17 protein-coding genes and 1 tRNA gene are annotated in these 16,236 nt (G+C 63.0%); 9 read left to right on the forward strand and 9 right to left on the reverse strand.

The window, feature by feature from the left end:
• Positions 1-3: 3 nt before the first annotated feature.
• Positions 4-435, forward strand: coding sequence for a hypothetical protein (locus tag KBY49_RS11105; protein WP_254934899.1), 432 nt, complete (start codon positions 4-6; stop codon positions 433-435).
• Positions 436-441: 6 nt separating this feature from the next.
• On the opposite strand, the gene KBY49_RS11110 is transcribed toward KBY49_RS11105, so the two are convergent.
• On the reverse strand, positions 442-756 hold the full coding sequence (locus KBY49_RS11110; RefSeq protein ID WP_254934900.1) for a hypothetical protein: 315 nt from the start codon (positions 754-756) through the stop codon (positions 442-444).
• Positions 757-1,143: 387 nt separating this feature from the next.
• Here KBY49_RS11110 and KBY49_RS11120 point away from each other — a divergent pair, with 387 nt between their 5' ends.
• Positions 1,144-2,337: a class I SAM-dependent RNA methyltransferase gene (locus tag KBY49_RS11120; RefSeq protein ID WP_254934901.1), complete on the forward strand. Its 1,194-nt coding sequence runs from the start codon at positions 1,144-1,146 to the stop codon at positions 2,335-2,337.
• A 29-nt stretch (positions 2,338-2,366) separates the two neighbouring features.
• Here the strand turns inward: KBY49_RS11120 and KBY49_RS11125 are convergent, their stop codons facing one another.
• Positions 2,367-2,786 carry a phage holin family protein gene (locus KBY49_RS11125; protein WP_396099895.1) on the reverse strand — a complete coding sequence of 140 codons (420 nt, stop codon included), beginning with the start codon at positions 2,784-2,786 and terminating at the stop codon, positions 2,367-2,369.
• Entirely contained in the window at positions 2,783-3,217 is a 435-nt protein-coding gene (locus tag KBY49_RS11130) for a glycine zipper domain-containing protein (RefSeq protein ID WP_254934902.1), read from the reverse strand. Before KBY49_RS11130 ends, KBY49_RS11125 begins: the two co-directional genes overlap by 4 nt.
• A 95-nt stretch (positions 3,218-3,312) precedes the next feature.
• On the opposite strand from KBY49_RS11130, the gene smc reads away from it, so the two are divergent.
• Both smc and KBY49_RS11140 read left to right on the forward strand, forming a co-directional pair.
• On the forward strand, positions 3,313-6,933 hold the full coding sequence (smc, locus tag KBY49_RS11135) for a chromosome segregation protein SMC (protein WP_254934903.1): 3,621 nt from the start codon (positions 3,313-3,315) through the stop codon (positions 6,931-6,933).
• A 53-nt stretch (positions 6,934-6,986) separates the two neighbouring features.
• Positions 6,987-7,874, forward strand: a complete 888-nt coding sequence (locus tag KBY49_RS11140) for a PRC-barrel domain-containing protein (protein ID WP_254934904.1) — start codon at positions 6,987-6,989, stop codon at positions 7,872-7,874.
• A gap of 38 nt (positions 7,875-7,912) precedes the next feature.
• Here the strand turns inward: KBY49_RS11140 and msrB are convergent, their stop codons facing one another.
• The 3 genes from msrB to KBY49_RS11155 all read right to left on the reverse strand — a co-directional run bounded on the left by msrB (position 7,913) and on the right by KBY49_RS11155 (position 9,800).
• The gene (msrB, locus tag KBY49_RS11145) at positions 7,913-8,356 is read right to left on the reverse strand and encodes a peptide-methionine (R)-S-oxide reductase MsrB (RefSeq protein WP_254934905.1); all 444 of its coding nucleotides are present in this window, start codon (positions 8,354-8,356) and stop codon (positions 7,913-7,915) included.
• 35 nt (positions 8,357-8,391) lie between these two features.
• Complete coding sequence (locus tag KBY49_RS11150) at positions 8,392-9,693, reverse strand: glycosyl transferase (RefSeq protein WP_254934906.1); 1,302 nt, start codon at positions 9,691-9,693, stop codon at positions 8,392-8,394.
• Positions 9,694-9,718: 25 nt separating this feature from the next.
• Positions 9,719-9,800: transfer RNA gene (locus tag KBY49_RS11155), tRNA-Leu, on the reverse strand.
• Between the two features lie 136 nt (positions 9,801-9,936).
• Between KBY49_RS11155 and accC the strand changes: the two genes are divergently transcribed.
• Complete coding sequence (gene accC, locus KBY49_RS11160) at positions 9,937-11,295, forward strand: acetyl-CoA carboxylase biotin carboxylase subunit (RefSeq protein WP_254934907.1); 1,359 nt, start codon at positions 9,937-9,939, stop codon at positions 11,293-11,295.
• Here accC and KBY49_RS11165 read toward each other — a convergent pair whose 3' ends face one another.
• Positions 11,296-11,622, reverse strand: coding sequence for a YggT family protein (locus tag KBY49_RS11165; protein WP_254934908.1), 327 nt, complete (start codon positions 11,620-11,622; stop codon positions 11,296-11,298).
• A gap of 97 nt (positions 11,623-11,719) precedes the next feature.
• Here KBY49_RS11165 and psbX point away from each other — a divergent pair, with 97 nt between their 5' ends.
• The 4 genes from psbX (at position 11,720) to KBY49_RS11185 (ending at position 14,002) form a co-directional block, all read left to right on the forward strand.
• Positions 11,720-11,842, forward strand: a complete 123-nt coding sequence (gene psbX / locus KBY49_RS11170; RefSeq protein ID WP_254934909.1) for a photosystem II reaction center X protein — start codon at positions 11,720-11,722, stop codon at positions 11,840-11,842.
• 80 nt (positions 11,843-11,922) lie between these two features.
• Positions 11,923-12,855, forward strand: a complete 933-nt coding sequence (locus KBY49_RS11175; RefSeq protein WP_254934910.1) for a Ycf66 family protein — start codon at positions 11,923-11,925, stop codon at positions 12,853-12,855.
• Positions 12,856-12,947: 92 nt separating this feature from the next.
• A complete protein-coding gene (locus KBY49_RS11180) occupies positions 12,948-13,490 on the forward strand; it encodes an LpqB family beta-propeller domain-containing protein (protein ID WP_254934911.1) in 543 nt (180 codons plus the stop codon).
• Positions 13,487-14,002, forward strand: a complete 516-nt coding sequence (locus tag KBY49_RS11185; protein WP_315857027.1) for a hypothetical protein — start codon at positions 13,487-13,489, stop codon at positions 14,000-14,002. The genes KBY49_RS11180 and KBY49_RS11185 overlap by 4 nt, the downstream gene beginning before the upstream one ends.
• On the opposite strand, the gene KBY49_RS11190 is transcribed toward KBY49_RS11185, so the two are convergent.
• Positions 13,999-14,208 (reverse strand): chlorophyll a/b-binding protein, encoded by a 210-nt coding sequence (locus KBY49_RS11190; protein WP_254934912.1) that lies wholly within the window; start codon positions 14,206-14,208, stop codon positions 13,999-14,001. The genes KBY49_RS11185 and KBY49_RS11190 overlap by 4 nt on opposite strands.
• Positions 14,209-14,212: 4 nt before the next feature.
• On the reverse strand, positions 14,213-16,213 hold the full coding sequence (locus tag KBY49_RS11195) for an ABC transporter ATP-binding protein/permease (protein WP_254934913.1): 2,001 nt from the start codon (positions 16,211-16,213) through the stop codon (positions 14,213-14,215).
• Positions 16,214-16,236: the final 23 nt, after the last annotated feature.

Here is a 16,236-nt window from a genome sequence, read left to right on the forward strand (position 1 = left end):
TTGATGGCTCCCCTGCTACCCAAAGGCCTCCCAAGCGCCGCATTTGCCATCGGATTAGCCCTAGCGATGGGGCTTGTTTCGGCGAGTCCGGCCCCGGCTGCGGCACAAGCTCCCGCCGGCCATGGCGCCATCTCCAGCAAAGACTTCCCCCCCTCCACGGCTGCACAAAAAAGCCTGAGCGAGCAACTCAAAGCCAAAGGAGCTCTGTTCTATGGAGCCTGGTGGTGCCCCGCCTGCCACCAGCAAAAGGAGCTGTTTGGCAAGGAGGCGGCGGCAGGGCTTCCCTACGTGGAATGCGACAAGACAGCTGAAGGCCGCAAGGCCTGCAGCGCAGCCGAGATAACCGCCTACCCCACCTGGATCCTGAAGGGCAAGCCAAATCTGGTGGGGGTTCAGAGCCTTGAGGAGCTCAAGGCCTGGCTGGAAACCCCCTAGCTCTGGCTATTTGGCCGCAGCAGGCTGGCTGGCTGGCTGGGGTGTGGCCTGGGGCGCCAGCTGGGCCTTGGCCTGCTGGGAGCAGGTCACCTTGGACTGGTCGATGCTGACCCCCTGGTTGTACTGCTTAACCACGCAACTGCAGGTGGAATCCACCAGCCCAGCGGGGGGGGTGATTCCCTTGGCGGCCAAATCGGCCTTCATGGCGCTTTGGCACTTGCTGTTGATGATGTTGTCGATCATTCCGGCCCTGGCATGGGGCACCGAAGCCGAGGCAGCACCGACCAAAAGGGCTGCAGCAAGGGCGGAGAGGCGGTTCATGAAAGAAATGCAGATCGCTGGCAAAGGCTGGCAGGGCCCTTCCAGGCCCCATGGGTCATTTGGGTGATAAGGCTGACCTCACCCCATCTCCCTAACTAGGGTCAGGCAGCCACAGGGGCGGTCTGACGGGAGAAACGAACGATGTTGTTCGCTGTTACGTGTTTGCTCTTACCGAGCAGGCTTCAGTCACCCTCCTTATACCCCGTCGAAACCATTGCAGCCCCAGCAAATCCCGCCAAATTGGCGGGCTAAACCGGAAAAAAATGGAGCTGAGCGGAATCGAACCGCTGTCCGAAGCACTGGTGTGAGCCACCTAGTCCGGCCGAAACCGGACCTTGTCATTGTGGCAGCAGCGGGCCACAAGGCCAAAAGCCGCAGGGAGTGGGCATGACCGAACCAATCACGGGGATTGCGGTGGTGCCACCGGGCCTCGAGGCACCGGCAGCAGCTGAGCTCACGGCCTTGGGCTGCTGCGCCGTGGCACCCCTGCGCCGAGCCGTGCGCTTCCAAAGCGATCTGGCCGGTTTTTACCGGCTGCACCTGCAGGCCCGCCTGCCCTTCCGCCTGTTGAGGGAGCTGGCCCAATTCCCCTGCTACGGCCGCAACGAGCTCTACGACGGTGTGCAAAGCAGCGTCGATTGGGCCCAATGGCTGCCGCCAGGCCTGAGTTTTCGGGTTGATGCCAGCGGCACTGGCCCGGGCCTCAACCACAGCCACTACAGCGCCCTGCAGGTCAAAAATGCCCTGGTGGATCTGCAGCGACAGCAGTGGGGACAGCGCTCTTCGGTGGATCTGGACAATCCAGATCTGGCCATCCATCTCCATCTGGGCCAGGGCCGTGATGGGGGCAATGAAAGGGGCAGCATGGCCACCTTGAGCATCGATGGCAGTGGCGGCAGCCTGCACCGCCGGGGCTACCGGGCCGCCATGGGCCTGGCCCCCCTCAAGGAAAACCTGGCCGCTGGCCTAATCGCCCTGACGGGCTGGGATGGGCGGGTGCCCCTGGCCGATCCACTCTGTGGATCCGGCACCCTCCTAATTGAGGCTGCCTGCATGGCCCTGGGCCGGGCCCCTGGCCTGGGGCGCCATTTTGGTTTTGAGCGCTGGCCCGATTTCGATTTGAAGCTTTGGCAACAGGAGCGTGAAAGCGCCCAAGCCCTGCGCCGCGACCGGCCACAAAACGATGGGGGCTCCCCGACAGCCGAGCCCCTGGCACCCTTGGTCGGCATGGAGCACGATCCCGCTGTACTCGCCCAGGCCAAAACCAATGCCGAGGCCGCCGGGGTGTCTCCCTGGCTGGATCTACGCCTTGGCGATTGCCGGGATTTCGCTCCTCCAGCCCGGCCGGGGATTTTGGTCTGCAATCCCCCCTATGGCGAACGCATCGGCGAGCGGGAAGCCCTTTGGCCCCTCTACTCAGATTTGGGCCAGATGCTCAAGGAGCGCTGCGGGGGCTGGAGCATGTGGTTGCTGAGCGGCAACCCAGAGCTGACGGGCGCCCTGAAGATGAAGGCCAGTCGGCGGATCCCCGTGAGCAACGGCGGCATCGACTGTCGCTGGCTGCACTACGAAATTCGCTGAGCACCGCTCAGGCTCAGCGGCATTCCAACTCAGCGACCCAGCAGAGCCTTGGTGGTTTTGCTGATGCCTGCAGTGGTTTCAGGCAGATAGGGGCCCCGGGTAAGCCAGCCGCCAATCCGCAGGGAAAAACCAGCCACAACCAGGTTTATGGCAGAAAGCACCAGGGCCGCCTGGATCCAACTCCAGGCCAAAGAGCCGTGGAACCAGATCAACAAAGCCACTTCCGCCGCGATCAGGGAGAGCAGCAGCAGGGTCAAACCACCGCTAATCAACAGGGCACCGCTGATCAGCCGCCGCTTCTCCCGATCAACCTCCTGCAGGGCAATGCGCACATGCAGGTCCATCACCGAGGTGACCAGGGCGCCCATGCGTCCAGCCGCCACCTTGGCCGCACCAGGGCGGCGTGGGGCTTGGGCGCTGGCCGGTGGGCTTTCGATCCCATCACTCATGACGAACGGCGACCAGAGGCCAACAGCAGACCCAATAACACCCCAACCCCGGCGGCAATGCCAATCGCCATCAGGGGCTTGGCCCGCACGGGCCGTTCAATGCGGGGCCGCAGGGTGGCATTGAGCTCATCGAGCAGGCTCTCGAGCTGGGATTCCAGGGGTTCGAGGCTTTGGGCCAAACGGCTGGTTTGGGCACCGGCCACCTCCAACAGCTCGTGGAGCTGGTCCTTGACCACCTCAGCGGTGCGGCCGGTTTGGTTGGCGATCACCTCCACTACCTCATCAAAACTGCCCCGGGTTGCCTCGAGGGTGTGGCGGGCCACCTCGGGCCATTCGCGCTGGATGGTGGGAAGAAGGCTTTCAAAGCGCTCCCTGAAGCCATCAACGGCGCTGCGCGGCGGTGCATCGGTCATGGGGATGTCGGGGGTCATGGCGGCGACAACTGCCTCTTATGGCATCAGGCTAAGAAAGGGGTTGAGCTTTCGAAAGCCTCCGCTACATTTCTGCTGCTCGGCGCACGGGCCTGTTGGTTCACATCAATCGGGTCGAGCTAACCCACTTCAAGTCTTTTGGCGGATCGATGTCGATCCCGCTCGAAGAAGGCTTCACGGTGGTAACTGGCCCCAATGGATCAGGAAAAAGCAATATTCTCGACGCGGTTCTGTTCTGCCTGGGCCTCGCTACGAGCCGCGGCATGCGCGCCGATCGCCTGCCTGACCTGGTCAATAGCGCCGTGTTGCGGGCCGGCAAGGCCGCCGAAACCGCCGTCACGGTGCACTTCGACCTCGGCGACTGGCAACCCGATGAGGCAGAGAGCGGCCTCGACGTGCCCGAGGAGGGCCCCTGGATCAAACCGGGCCAAAAAACCTGGAGCGTGAGCCGGCGGCTGCGGGTGGCCCCTGGCGGCACCTACAGCAGCAATTTCAACGCCGATGGGGTGGCCTGCAACCTCCAACAGCTACAGACCCAACTGCGGCGCCTGCGGGTCGATCCCGAGGGCAGCAACGTGGTGATGCAGGGGGATGTCACCCGCATCGTCTCGATGAGCGCCAAGGATCGAAGGGGCATCATCGATGAATTGGCTGGGGTGGCCCTATTCGACAGCCGCATCGAACAGAGCCGCGGCAAGCTCGATGAGGTCCTGGAACGGCAAGAGCGTTGCAGCATCGTCCAGCAGGAGCTGCTGGTTAACCGCCAAAAACTCGAGCGAGATTGCGCCAAGGCCCGCACCTACCAGGACCTGCGCCAACGCTTCCAAACCGGCCGCCTGCAGGAGCAGGTGTTGGGCTTTGAAACCGCCCAGCAGCAACTTCGGGAGCTCACCAGCCGCCAAAAGGCCCTGGGCCAGCAACAGCTCAGCGACCGTGAGGCGATCGCCAAGGCCGAAGCGGAAATCAAAACAGGGGCAGCCCAGCTCGAGCAGCTGCAAAACGAGGTCAAGGCCCTGGGAGAAGACCAACTGCTTGCGGTCCAAGCCGAGCTGGCCGGCCTGGAGGCCAGCGGCCGGGAATTGGCGCGGCAGGCTGAAAAACACCAGCTCGATGCCGAGGCCCTGCAACGTCAACGCCACGACCTGGAGCGCAATAAGGGTGATCTGCTCCAACAGCAACAGCAGCTCCAATCCAGCTCCGATCAACGCCAACTCGAGGACGCCGAGGCCGCCTGTCGCTCCGCCGAGGCCGCCGTGGAGCTCTCCCGCCGCCGCCTGGGTGAGGTGGCGGGCCGTTCCGGTAGCTGGCTGGAGGAGCAGAAGCAACGCAGCCAGCTCCGCCAAGAGCTAAGCGAGCAGGTGGGGCCGCTGGAGGCAGAGCGCCAGCAACTGAGCGAAAGGCTTCGCCAAAACCAAGAGCGCATTGGCGAATTGGGGGCCGAGGCCCAGGAAGCCCAGACCTCCAACAGCGAGGCGCAACAGCAACTACACGCAGCCGATGGCGAATGGCAGCAGTTGCTGAACAGCCTGCAAATGCAACAGCGCAAGGTGCAGGAGCTGGCGGAAGCCCTGGCCCTGCAACAGCGCACCCGGGCCCGGTTGGAGCAGGAACAGACCAACCTCGAGCGCGACATTGCCAGGCTCGACAGCCGGCGCGAAACCCTCTCAGAGAGCCGCGGCACGGGTGCCCTACGGGTGCTTTTGGAAGCTGGCCTCGAGGGCATCCATGGCCCAGTGGCCCAACTTGGCGAAGTGGATGAGGCCAGCCGCCTTGCCCTGGAGGTGGCTGCCGGCGGACGACTGGGCCAGGTGGTGGTCGATGACGACCGGATCGCTGCCAAGGCCATTGAGCTGCTCAAAAATCGCCGGGCGGGGCGTCTCACCTTCCTGCCGCTCAACAAAATCCGCGGCGGTGGTGCCAATGGCAATCCAAACGGCGGCAGCGCGGCCCTCCAGCGCAGCTCCGGCCCGGGAGGTGGCGCGGGAGGTGGCCTGGTGGGCAGGGCCGTCGATCTGGTTCGCCATGAACCGGTGTATGCCGAGGTGTTCCGCTACGTCTTTGGCGACACCCTGGTCTTCGACAACCTGGCCAATGCCCGCCGGGAGCTGGGCCGCTGCCGGGCCGTGACCCTCGATGGTGAATTGCTGGAAAAGAGTGGCGCCATGACCGGCGGCAGCCTCCAGCAACGGGGCGGCCAACTCAGCTTTGGCAGCAGCCAGGAGGGTGATGAGGCCGAGCCCCTGCGACGGCGCTTGCTGGAGCTGGGTGAAAGCCTGCTGGCCTGCCGGCGCAGGGAGTCGGAACTGGGCCGAGAACTGGAAAACGTGAGGCCCCAGCTACTCCAGCAGCAGCAGCGCCAGGCAGCCCTGGAGGCCGAGCGCAGCGCCGCCCAACGGAACCTCGCCCCCCAGCTGCAACGGCTAGAGCAACGCAACAGCCGACTCTCCCTGCTCCAGGAAAACCTCAAGGCCGATCTACAGCGCCAGCAGGAACTGGAGGCAGCCCTGCAGCCTTTGCAGGAGCGCCTGGCAGCCCTGGTGCAGGCGGAAGCGGGGGCCCAGGCCTCCGGCGATTCAGCCCGCTGGCAGGGTCTGCAGGCGGAGCTGGAGGCGGCCGATACCGCCCTGGCAGCAGCCCGCCGCCAGCGCGACGACCTGCTGGCTGCCCGCCGGGAGCGGGCCCTCGCGGCTGAACGCCTCAGCAACCAGCTCGAGGCCCTGGGAGCCGATGAGCAAAGGCTGGTGGGAGCGGTCAATGCCCTAGTGCAGGAGCGGGGCCAATGGAAGCAACAACACCAAAGCGACCAGGAGCGCCGGGGCGCCCTGGAGAGCCAGCAAAGCGAATTGCAAACCCGTTTTGGCGAAAGTCGCCGCGCCCGCGATGCCGCCGAAGCCCAGCTGGGCGCCCGCCGCCAGGCCCTCCAGCAACAGCAGTGGGAGCTGCAACGACTGGGCGAGGAACTGGAGGCCCTGGCCGAGCAAAAGCGGGGAGACCAGCTGCGCCTCGCGCAATTGGAGCGGGAGCTGCCCGATCCCCTGCCCGAGATCCCCGAGGAGGTGCGTGAAAACGGCCTCGAAAGTCTGCAAAACGAACTGCGCAGCCTCCAGGCCCGGATGGAAGCCCTGGAGCCCGTCAACATGCTGGCCCTTGAAGAACTGGAGCAACTGGAAATCCGACTGGCCGATCTCGATGAACGGATGGAGGTCCTGAGCAAGGAGCGCGAGGAGTTGCTGCTGCGCATCGAAACCGTGGCGACCCTGCGCCAGGAGGCCTTCATGGAGGCCTTTACCGCGGTTGATGGCCATTTCCGCGAAATCTTTGAAGGCCTGTCCGATGGGGAAGGCCACCTGCAGCTGGAAAACCCAGAGGCGCCATTGGAGGGCGGCCTCACCCTGGTGGCCCATCCCAAGGGCAAGGCCGTACGCCGCCTAAACGCCATGAGTGGCGGCGAGAAATCGCTCACGGCCTTGAGCTTCCTGTTTTCCCTGCAGCGCTTCCGCCCCTCACCCTTTTATGCCCTCGATGAGGTCGACAGCTTCCTCGATGGCGTCAACGTGGAGAGACTTGCCGCCCTGATCGCCAGCCAAGCCCACCAGGCCCAATTCATGGTGGTCAGCCACCGCCGGCCAATGATTGCCGCGGCCACCCGCACGATCGGAGTCACCCAGGCCCGCGGCGCCCACACCCAGGTGGTGGGATTACCGCCTGCTGCCTGAACTGGCGGGTTAGGCCACAATGAATCGATTGGGCCGTCGGCACGAGCCTTTCTTTGAACTCTTCCTTCCCCCCCTCTGCTGATCCCAGCGCCAACGCGGCCCCCAGCGACCGGCTATGGCTGCGCTCGGAACTAATGGGCACCCAGGTAATCACCCGCGACACCGGCCGGCGCCTGGGCGTAGTTGGCGAAGTGGTGGTGGATATCGACCGCCGTGAAGTGGTGGCCCTAGGCCTGCGGGACAACCCACTCACCCGCTTTTTGCCAGGCCTACCCCGCTGGATGCCCCTGGAGCGCATTCGCCAGGTGGGCGACGTGATTCTGGTGGATTCGGCGGATTCGCTGGCCGAGGGCTTCAACCCCGATCGCTACAGCAAGGTGATCAATAGCCAGGTGGTCTCGGAAGCCGGAGAGCAGCTCGGGCGGGTGCTCGGCTTCAGCTTCGACATCGAAACCGGCGAACTGGCCACCCTGGTGCTTGGCGCCGTGGGAGTACCCCTGCTCGGCGAGGGGGTCCTCAGCACCTGGGAGCTCACGGTTGAGGAGATCGTCAGCAGTGGCCCCGATCGAATCATCGTTTATGAGGGCGCGGAGGAAAAACTGAAGCAGCTCGGCACTGGCCTGCTGGAAAAACTGGGCATCGGCGGACCCAGCTGGGAGCAGGAAGAACGGGACCGCTACCGCACTGGCATGGTGCCGGTGGAGAACCAATTGGCTGCTGGCCAACCAAGCGTCCAGGAGCAACGCCGCATCCAGCCGGCCACCAATCGGGCCTTTGAACGGGAAGAGGAACTCGACTACGTGGAGCTCGAAGAGCGCCAGCAACGGGAACCCCTCCGCCAACGCCGCTATCTCGACGAGGAGCCCCAGGAGCGCTATCCCCGCAACCCCAGGCGTGAGCCCCTGGATGTGGAAGCCGAAGACCTGGCCGATCCCTGGTAACCAGAATTGGGCTGGCCAGGATTGGGCTGGTGAGAGGCCTAGGCCGGGTCTTTTTTGAACTCCAAGGAGGCTGAGTTGACGCAGTAGCGCTGACCGGTTGGGGCAGGTCCGTCGTTGAACACATGGCCCAAGTGGGCGTCGCAGGTGGTGCAACGAATTTCCGTGCGCACCATGCCATGGCTGGCATCGGTGAGGGTGGTGATCGCGCCGGAATTCACCCCATCCCAAAAGCTGGGCCAACCGGTGCCCGAATCGAACTTGGTAGCCGAGCTGAACAGGGGCGTATCGCAGCAAATGCAGTGATACACGCCGGTGTCTTTGTTATTCCAGTAGGCACCGCTAAAGGCCCGCTCCGTGCCGCCCTGGCGGGCCACGCGAAATTGCTCCGCTGTCAGCCGCTCGCGCCAGGCCTCCTCAGCCTGGCCCCGGGGTAGGCCGCTTTCAATGCCGCAGGCTGAAGAATCGTTGGGGGAATCGCCCATGGCGGAAGTCAACTGGCTTGTAAGTGGCAATAACCCTAGGAAGTAATGCCTCCTTCGGGAGTGGGCAAGAGCGCTTGCACCATCTCCGCCAGGCTGGCCACGGCCCCGGGATTGCCCCTCAGGCTGCGCAGGTCATCGCGCATGCCCGCCAGCCTTCCTGGGCTGGCGAGCCAATCGGCTGCTTCGGCGGCGATCTCCTCCGGGGTAATCGGCCCGACCCGCTCAGGCACCACCAGCCGAGCGGCCGCAATATTTGGCGAACTCAAAAAGCCCCGGTGCCGCAGCCTCCAGGCCGTGAGCAGCACGCCAAAAAGCCCACGCAACAACGGCAGCCTCCCCAGCACCCCCGCCAGGCCATCCCAGGCCTGCATCACATGCAAATGCTGGGTGGGCAGCAGCACCAACATCGGCAGACCAAGGGCCGCCAACTCCGCCGTGTTGGCCCCCACGGTGGTTAGGGCCAAGGAGCACTGGCTCAGGGGTCCATGGCAGGGATTTTCAAGCAACAGCTGAATGCGGGTGCCAGCGGGTGTGAGCAATTGATCCCCCTCTAGTCGGGGCGCCCCAGAGGCGTACTGCCTGGCAATTGGGTTCGTATGGCCGGCGTAATGGATAAGTTCCGCCACGTTGGTGGTGGGAGCCAAGGGCAGCAAAAAGCGGCAACCGGGCCGTAGGGCGGCCAATCGATCGGCCGTTTCGAGCAAAAAGGGCATGCCCACCCTCAACTTGGCCCGCTTGGAGCCTGGAAAAAGAGCAACCCATTCCCCCGGCGGCAGTGGGGCATCGCTGCGGACCGCTTCGGAAAGATCGGCCATCAAATCGCCCACTACCCTGCAGCGGGAACGCCAGCGTAGGGGCAACTGGCCAGCAGCTCGAGCCCCCATCGCCGCGATCCTGTCGTTCCATTGGGGCCAGCGGGCCACCCATTCGGCATAGGTGATGTGGCGGTAACCCAGCCGGGCCGAGAGCAGCACGGTCCAGAACTGATCACCCCCTAAAAACACCACCACCCCCTGGGCTGGCCAGGGGCCATAGCGGCCGGGCCGCAGCAACAAGGACCAAAACCGCCGGGCCGGAATGATGCGCTCAAACAACTGCCAGCCCGCAGCCGCTTGATGCTCCCGGCCGGTGCCGTTGGGGCAGGGCACCAGCACCAAAGACATGCCCACGGCCGCCCCTGGCTGCTGGGGTCGCAGGGCCATCAGTCGATGGAGCCGCTGGGCAATGGGCCTTACCCAGGTGCTGAGCTCACCGGGGCCATTGCTAACAAGCACAATGGCCGACTCCCCAACCTGGGGCCGCACTGCAGTGGTTGGGGGAGGCTCGCCTGTACCCAAGGCCTCAGGGCGGGGAAATAAAAAATGCGGATGACGAGACTTGAACTCGTAAGGCCGAAGCCACACGCCCCTCAAACGTGCGTGTCTACCAATTCCACCACATCCGCTTGTGATACGGACAGCCCATGGGCTTTCCGAGTGAGCAATATACCCATCGACTTGCGCCGGCCCCCTGGCTCGCCCGGACCGCCGTATGAGCACTGATACAGTCCGAACTGGCCCACATCAGCTGAGACGCCGCGGATGTCCATCGGCAAGTTGCTGATCGCCAACCGTGGCGAAATTGCCCTCAGAATCCTGCGTACCTGCCGGGAGCTGGGCATCCCCACCGTGGCCGTTTACAGCACGGTGGACAAGAACGCCCTGCACGTCCAATTGGCCGACGAATCGGTCTGCGTGGGCGAAGCCCCCAGTAGCAAGAGCTACCTCAATATTCCCAATATCCTGGCCGCAGCCACCTCCCGGGGCGCCGACGCCATTCACCCCGGCTACGGCTTTCTGGCTGAAAACGATCGTTTTGCCGAAATCTGCGCCGACCACGGCATCACCTTTGTGGGGCCTTCCCCCGAGGCGATTCGCTCGATGGGGGATAAGTCGACCGCCAAGGCCACGATGCAAAAGGTGGGGGTGCCCACCATCCCAGGCAGCAAGGGACTGCTGGAAACACCTCGAGACGCCGCCGCCCTAGCCGAAACCATGGGCTACCCGGTGATGATCAAGGCCACCGCCGGTGGGGGTGGTCGAGGCATGCGCCTGGTGCCTTCCGCCGACGAGCTCGACAACCTATTTAAGGCTGCCCAGGGAGAGGCCGAGGCTGCCTTTGGCAACCCGGGTCTCTACATGGAGAAATTCATCGACCGGCCAAGGCACGTGGAAGTGCAGGTGTTGGCCGATCGCCACGGCAACGTGATTCACCTGGGCGAACGGGACTGCTCGATCCAGCGGCGCCACCAGAAACTGCTGGAAGAGGCCCCGAGCGTGGCGATTAACGCCGATCTACGCCGCCAAATGGGCGATGCCGCCGTGGCCGCAGCCCGCACCATTGGCTACGAAGGCGCCGGCACGGTTGAGTTCCTGGTGGATCGGGGCGGCAACTTCTATTTCATGGAGATGAACACCCGCATACAGGTGGAACATCCAGTCACGGAGATGGTTACGGGGATCGACCTAATCGCCGAGCAGCTGCGAATTGCCGGCGGTGAGCCAATTTCAGTGAAGCAGGAGGAGATAAAGCTCCGGGGCCACGCCATTGAGTGCCGGATCAACGCCGAAGATTCCCGCCAAAACTTCCGGCCCGCCCCTGGCAAGATCACCGGCTGGTTACCGCCTGGGGGCCCGGGTGTGCGGGTGGATAGCCACGTCTATACAGGCTATGAAATCCCCCCCTTCTACGACTCCTTGATCGGCAAGATCATCGTTTGGGGCACCGACCGCCAGCACGCCCTGAAGCGCATGCGCCGGGCCCTTTCGGAATGCGCCATAACCGGCATTCCCACCACAATTGAATTCCACCTGAAGTTGCTAGATCGCCCGGAATTTCAAAACGGCGACCTTCACACCAAGTTCGTGGAGCAGGAAATGCTCCCGCCCCCCAAAAAGTAACTAGCCAACCAGGGAACTCCGCAGCATCAGCTGGGTAAGCAGACCCTGCTGGCCCACGGCCAATTCCCTAACCAAACTGATCAGTCCCAACCAGACCACCGGAGTCACATCGACCCCACCAATCGGTTGAATTAGGCGCCGGGTCAGGCGTAACAGGGGTTCGGTCGGCCCACCGATCAAACGCATCAGCCCCTTGCTGAGGTCCACCTGGGGGTACCAGGTGAACACGATCCGAAATAAAAACAACAGGCTCCAGGCCGAAAGCAGCAATACCAGGCCCCCATGGATCCAGGCCAGGGTGGAGTTGGGCAGGTGAAATCCAGCCAAGGCCGTCACAAAGCTCTAAGCAGCTGAGCCTTCAGCGTAGGAAGTCGCCATCGATGCCTAGGATTCCGCGACGCTTATTGCCCAAAGCCGGCTGCCCATGACCCCATCCCTTGCCAACTTCCTGAGCAGCCTCGTGTGGGGCGCGGTGATCGTGGTGGTGCCCATCACCATTGCCCTTGTGTTGATCAGCCAAAACGATCGCCTCGATCGCAAACTCTGAGCTTGGCAGTCTTGGCTGGATCCCTAGAGTGTGCTGATAAAGAGGGCTCCTACCTAGGGCGCCACAACGGGTGACTCACCGTGGTTAATGCCAGCCTCAATTGGGCCAGCATCGTGGGCATTGTGCTTGCGGTGGGCGGGGCCCTGCTCTATTTCATGCGCAGCTTTAAGCCTGCGCTTGCCCGCGATTACGACGTCTTCTTTGCCGCCGTTGGTTTGCTCTGCGGGGGCATTTTGTTTTTCCAGGGCTGGCGGCTCGATCCGATCCTGCAGTTCGGCCAATTTCTGCTGGCTGGCACGACCGTCTTCTTTGCCTACGAGAGCGTGAGGCTGCGCGGTGTGACCACCGAACAGGCGCGCCGCTCCTCCTATTTCGATGACGAAGAGCCGATCCCCGCGGGGCCTAACCGCCCCCGCATGGGTGGCCGCAGCTGGGGAGAGAGCGAATACGAGCGCCTCGACGAACCCCAACCCCTGCGCCGCAGAATCCCATCCAGGGAAGAGGAAGAAGGGGGAGAGGAAGACTTTTATCGCCCCCGCCGCCCTAGCCGGGCCGCAATCCCCGAGCGGGCAGCCAGCCGCCGCCCCTCTGAACCAGAAGATTGGAGCACCAGCGAGCCCCCCAGCGACCGCAGCCGATACCGGGCCGGTGCCGGCAATGGCCCGGCCACCCCTGATTTTGGCGCCCGCAGGCGAGATCGCCAGGAGGGAATGGAAACCCGCCGGGGCAGTCGGCCCAGCCCCAGCGCAGTAGGCCCTGGCAGCACCGGGCCTAGCAGCAGTGGCTCAAGCCGCCCCGGAGCCATGCCCCAGGGCACCCCGGTTCGGGGCGGACGCCCCAGCTCGCCTGCGGCCGGTGACATCAGCGATGCAGATTTCAGCCCAATTCGCTCCTCCAGGGCACCCCAGGGCGCACCGCCAGCGGGCACCCCTGCAGCCCCCAGTGCAGGTCCTAGCCCTGGCACTGCACCAGAAAGTAGGCCTAGGGACAACAGCTCCCGTTTCGACGACTGAAAGCTGATTACCCACGTCTGAAGACTTGGCCTTTCTGCCCGGACAGGCCAATCGCCCGCTCCCTGGCCCTAGCCCTGGCAACTGCCACGGCAGTGGTTACTGCCCTTGGGCTCTCTGGCTGCGATGGCAGTGGCTGGTTCAGTCGGCGCAGTGCGGGGCCATCGGGGCTACTGGGGGCAGAAAACCGCCAAGAGCCGGCCCTTAGTGGCAATGGGCGCTTCCTGGCTTCCGTTGTTGAGCAGGGGGGCAAACAAAGGGTGCTGCTGCAGGAACAACCCGGCGGGCGAATAATTCCCCTAAGGCACCTGCGCGGCCATGAACCGCAAAGCTCCCCATCCTTGAGCTGGAATGGCCGCTACATAGCCGCCGTGGTGCAACAGGGCCAAGAGCGGGTTGCCCTGATTGAAGATCGAGCCACGGGCAACATGGTGCGAATTCCTGTGCCAGCTGGGAGCCAACCCCTCAAGATCAGCCTGGCGGCCGACGGCCGTCGCCTGGCCCTGGGGGTGATGCAAGCCGGCCAAATGCGCGTGCAGGTATTGGACCTGGCCGGCCAACTGGAGGCTGATCTCCCGGGCGGCCTGGCAGTTGAAACCAATTCAGGGGCCCAGGCTGGCGCTGGAGCCCCACCATGAGTGCTCCAGCTGCCAGGGCAAAACCAATGCAGGTGTTGGGCTGGGGCTGCGGCCTGGCCCTACTGGCTGGGGCCCTGGGCGGCTGCATGGGGCCGATGCCCACCCCCATGGCCGCCCTGAACAGCCAATTGGAAATGGCTGGCAGCAATCGGGATCCGAGCCTCTCGGGCCGCTGGTTGGCCCTGATCAATGGCCGGGGCGGCAGGGAGCAGGTGGTGCTTGTGGATATGGGCCGCCAAACTCCCGTGCCAGTGATTGGCCTCAATCGGGGCGATGCCCAGCCCCTCAGCGTCAGTGTCGACAGCAGCGGCGAAAGGCTTGCCCTGGTGCGCCAGCTGGAGGGACGCACCGAGCTGGTGCTCTACCGCCGCTCCCTGATGAGCCTGGAGCCGATTGGAATGCAACCACCCGGGGTACCCAGGGGGGTCTCCCTAAGGGCCGATGGGCGCGAACTGGCCGTGGAAGTCAGCAGAAATGGCACCTGGCAAATAGATCTGATCAGCCTGCCCTAGGGCACCAGACCAGCCCAATGCAGGAAGGTGTCGCCACTGATCAGCTCGATCACCACCACGGCCACAAAACCCACCATTGCAAAACGGCCATTCACCCGCTCGGCGTAGCCACTCCAGCCAAAGGCCGGCACATCGCCGGTGGTGGCACTGGTGGCAGGAGTTGTGCTGGCGGCAGGAGTGGCCTGCTGGGGTGATTCGTCAGTCATCGGATCAGGCATTGGTGCCAACGTCATAGCCGGCCGCAGGTAGCAGCCGCCAATTGCCGCTTCCATCGAGCTCCAGCACGGTGTCGTGGAAGGCGGTGAGGGTGGGGCGGTGACCAACGCTCACAAAAGCCATCTCCCGCTCAGCCAGCAGGGAATAAAGGTGACGCTCGGTTGCCACATCCAGGGCGCTGGTGGCCTCATCGAGTACCACAAAACGGGGTGAATTCAGCAGCAGGCGCGCAAAGGCCAAACGCTGCTGCTCGCCCAGGGAAAGCAGGCGAGGCCAATCCTGAATAATGTCTAGATCTGGATAGCGACCAACCAACTCGGGCAGCCGCACCTGCTCGAGCACATGGCGCAACTGGTCATCGCTAAAGCGGTCGCTCTGCAGGGGATAGCAGAGCTGCTCGCGCAGACTGCCCAGGATCATGTAGGGCTTTTGGGGAATAAACAGCAGCTCCCCAGACTCTGGCCGCTGCACCGAGCCCGCTGCAGGGGGCCACAGGCCACTGACCATGCGCAGGAAGGAGGTCTTGCCACAGCCGGATGGGCCCACAACGAGCAAACGCTGATGGCGATCCACCTCAACACTGAGGTCGCTGATCAAGGTTCGATTGGTGCGGGGCGGCACCAAATCGACATGGCTCACCAAGATCGTGCCGTCGTCGCGACCGCGACTGGTGGCGGCGAGTTGGTCCGCGAGGGCTACAGCCTCCGTGCTGATCGAGTCCACCTTGCTCTGAAAGCCTTCGAGCCGGCTAATCGAAGCCGAGAAGGCCGCCAGTCGATCAATATTGTTTACAATGTAGCTTACCGAAGACAATACCTGGAAAAAGGCTAGGCTCGCCTGAGCTATAACTCCAAAATCAATCTCTTTTGCCAAGTAGATCGGGGCAATAACTAGCCAGGGAAGGAAGCGTGAAAAATAATCATAAGACCGCTGTATTACACTAATTAGCGCTTCCCATATAATCAATTTGTCGTAGTTACGAATCGCTCCCGACAATCTTCGGCCAGCTTCTTGGCCCTCTTGACGCTCCCCACCGTAAAAAGCGATCGATTCGGCATTGTCACGGATGTGCACCAAGCCATAACGAAAATCAGCGTCCAACTTGAGCTGTAGATAATTGAAAGCAACCAACTTGCGGCCCGCAAATACAACAGCCGCAGTGCCGACAACCGAATACGCAATAAGCAAGAGAGAGAGAGAAGAGCTAATATTCCAAAGAACCAGGATGAAACTAAAAAATGTAAGCAATGAATATACAAGCTCTACGGAAACCTCTACACTGGTTCGAGTGAACTCCTTGGAATCATCAGCAATACGCTGATCCGGATTATCAATATCCTCGCAAGTCTCATCATTGGGATTTAAAACATAGTAGGCCCTATTGGCAAGATAGCGTGTCAGCAATCTCCCGCTCAGCCATTCCCGCCAGAGCAATCCGAGCTTTTTGCTCAAATAACTCATAACTGCACGGACGGGAAGTGCCAAAACCAGGCAAAAAGCGTAGATCGCGACGGTCTTCCAGAAACCGTCGCGGTCATATGCCACCAACGTGTTGTCGACATTCCGCACCACAAAACTGATGCCGACATTTATTCCATTAATGACAAGGATCAATAGAGCGATGGCACCCATTAGTGCCCAAGGGATCCAGCGTCCCTGACGCAGACGACTGCGGAAGCTGACGAAGCAGGCCATGCCAGCGGCCATCAGCACCACCACGACGATGCCGATAGGCCCCTGCCAGACCGCGGCCACCTGCTGGGCCACCCCCGGCATAAAGCGATCTCGCAGCTCGGGGACAACAGCCCCGGCCAGGACCACCACACCAGTCAGCAGCAGCAGAGTGCCCCCAACAACCACTGCCAGCAAAGCCAGAATAAGCAGCACAAATTGCCAGCCGCCTTTGGAGGCCCCTTCCTCGAGAGGCAGGAAGTAGGGCTGCGCCAGTCGCTGCAGCTTGCCAATCTGGATCCGAAATGCCGTGAATGGATTCATAGACTGTCCTAGAGAAGCTCATT

Source organism: Cyanobium sp. WAJ14-Wanaka, from assembly GCF_024345375.1.
In the GTDB taxonomy this organism is placed as follows: Bacteria; Cyanobacteriota; Cyanobacteriia; order PCC-6307; family Cyanobiaceae; genus Cyanobium_A.

Excerpts from the sequence above, each read along its gene's own strand:
- KBY49_RS11105 (WP_254934899.1), top strand. The coding sequence starts at position 4 with ATGGCTCCCCTGCTACCCAAAGGCCTCCCAAGCGCCGCATTTGCCATC.
- KBY49_RS11110 (WP_254934900.1), bottom strand. The coding sequence starts at position 756 with ATGAACCGCCTCTCCGCCCTTGCTGCAGCCCTTTTGGTCGGTGCTGCC.
- KBY49_RS11120 (WP_254934901.1), top strand. The coding sequence starts at position 1,144 with ATGACCGAACCAATCACGGGGATTGCGGTGGTGCCACCGGGCCTCGAG.
- KBY49_RS11125 (WP_396099895.1), bottom strand. The coding sequence starts at position 2,786 with ATGAGTGATGGGATCGAAAGCCCACCGGCCAGCGCCCAAGCCCCACGC.
- KBY49_RS11130 (WP_254934902.1), bottom strand. The coding sequence starts at position 3,217 with ATGACCCCCGACATCCCCATGACCGATGCACCGCCGCGCAGCGCCGTT.
- msrB (WP_254934905.1), bottom strand. The coding sequence starts at position 8,356 with ATGGGCGATTCCCCCAACGATTCTTCAGCCTGCGGCATTGAAAGCGGC.
- accC (WP_254934907.1), top strand. The coding sequence starts at position 9,937 with ATGTCCATCGGCAAGTTGCTGATCGCCAACCGTGGCGAAATTGCCCTC.
- psbX (WP_254934909.1), top strand. The coding sequence starts at position 11,720 with ATGACCCCATCCCTTGCCAACTTCCTGAGCAGCCTCGTGTGGGGCGCG.
- KBY49_RS11185 (WP_315857027.1), top strand. The coding sequence starts at position 13,487 with ATGAGTGCTCCAGCTGCCAGGGCAAAACCAATGCAGGTGTTGGGCTGG.
- KBY49_RS11190 (WP_254934912.1), bottom strand. The coding sequence starts at position 14,208 with ATGACTGACGAATCACCCCAGCAGGCCACTCCTGCCGCCAGCACAACT.
- KBY49_RS11195 (WP_254934913.1), bottom strand. The coding sequence starts at position 16,213 with ATGAATCCATTCACGGCATTTCGGATCCAGATTGGCAAGCTGCAGCGA.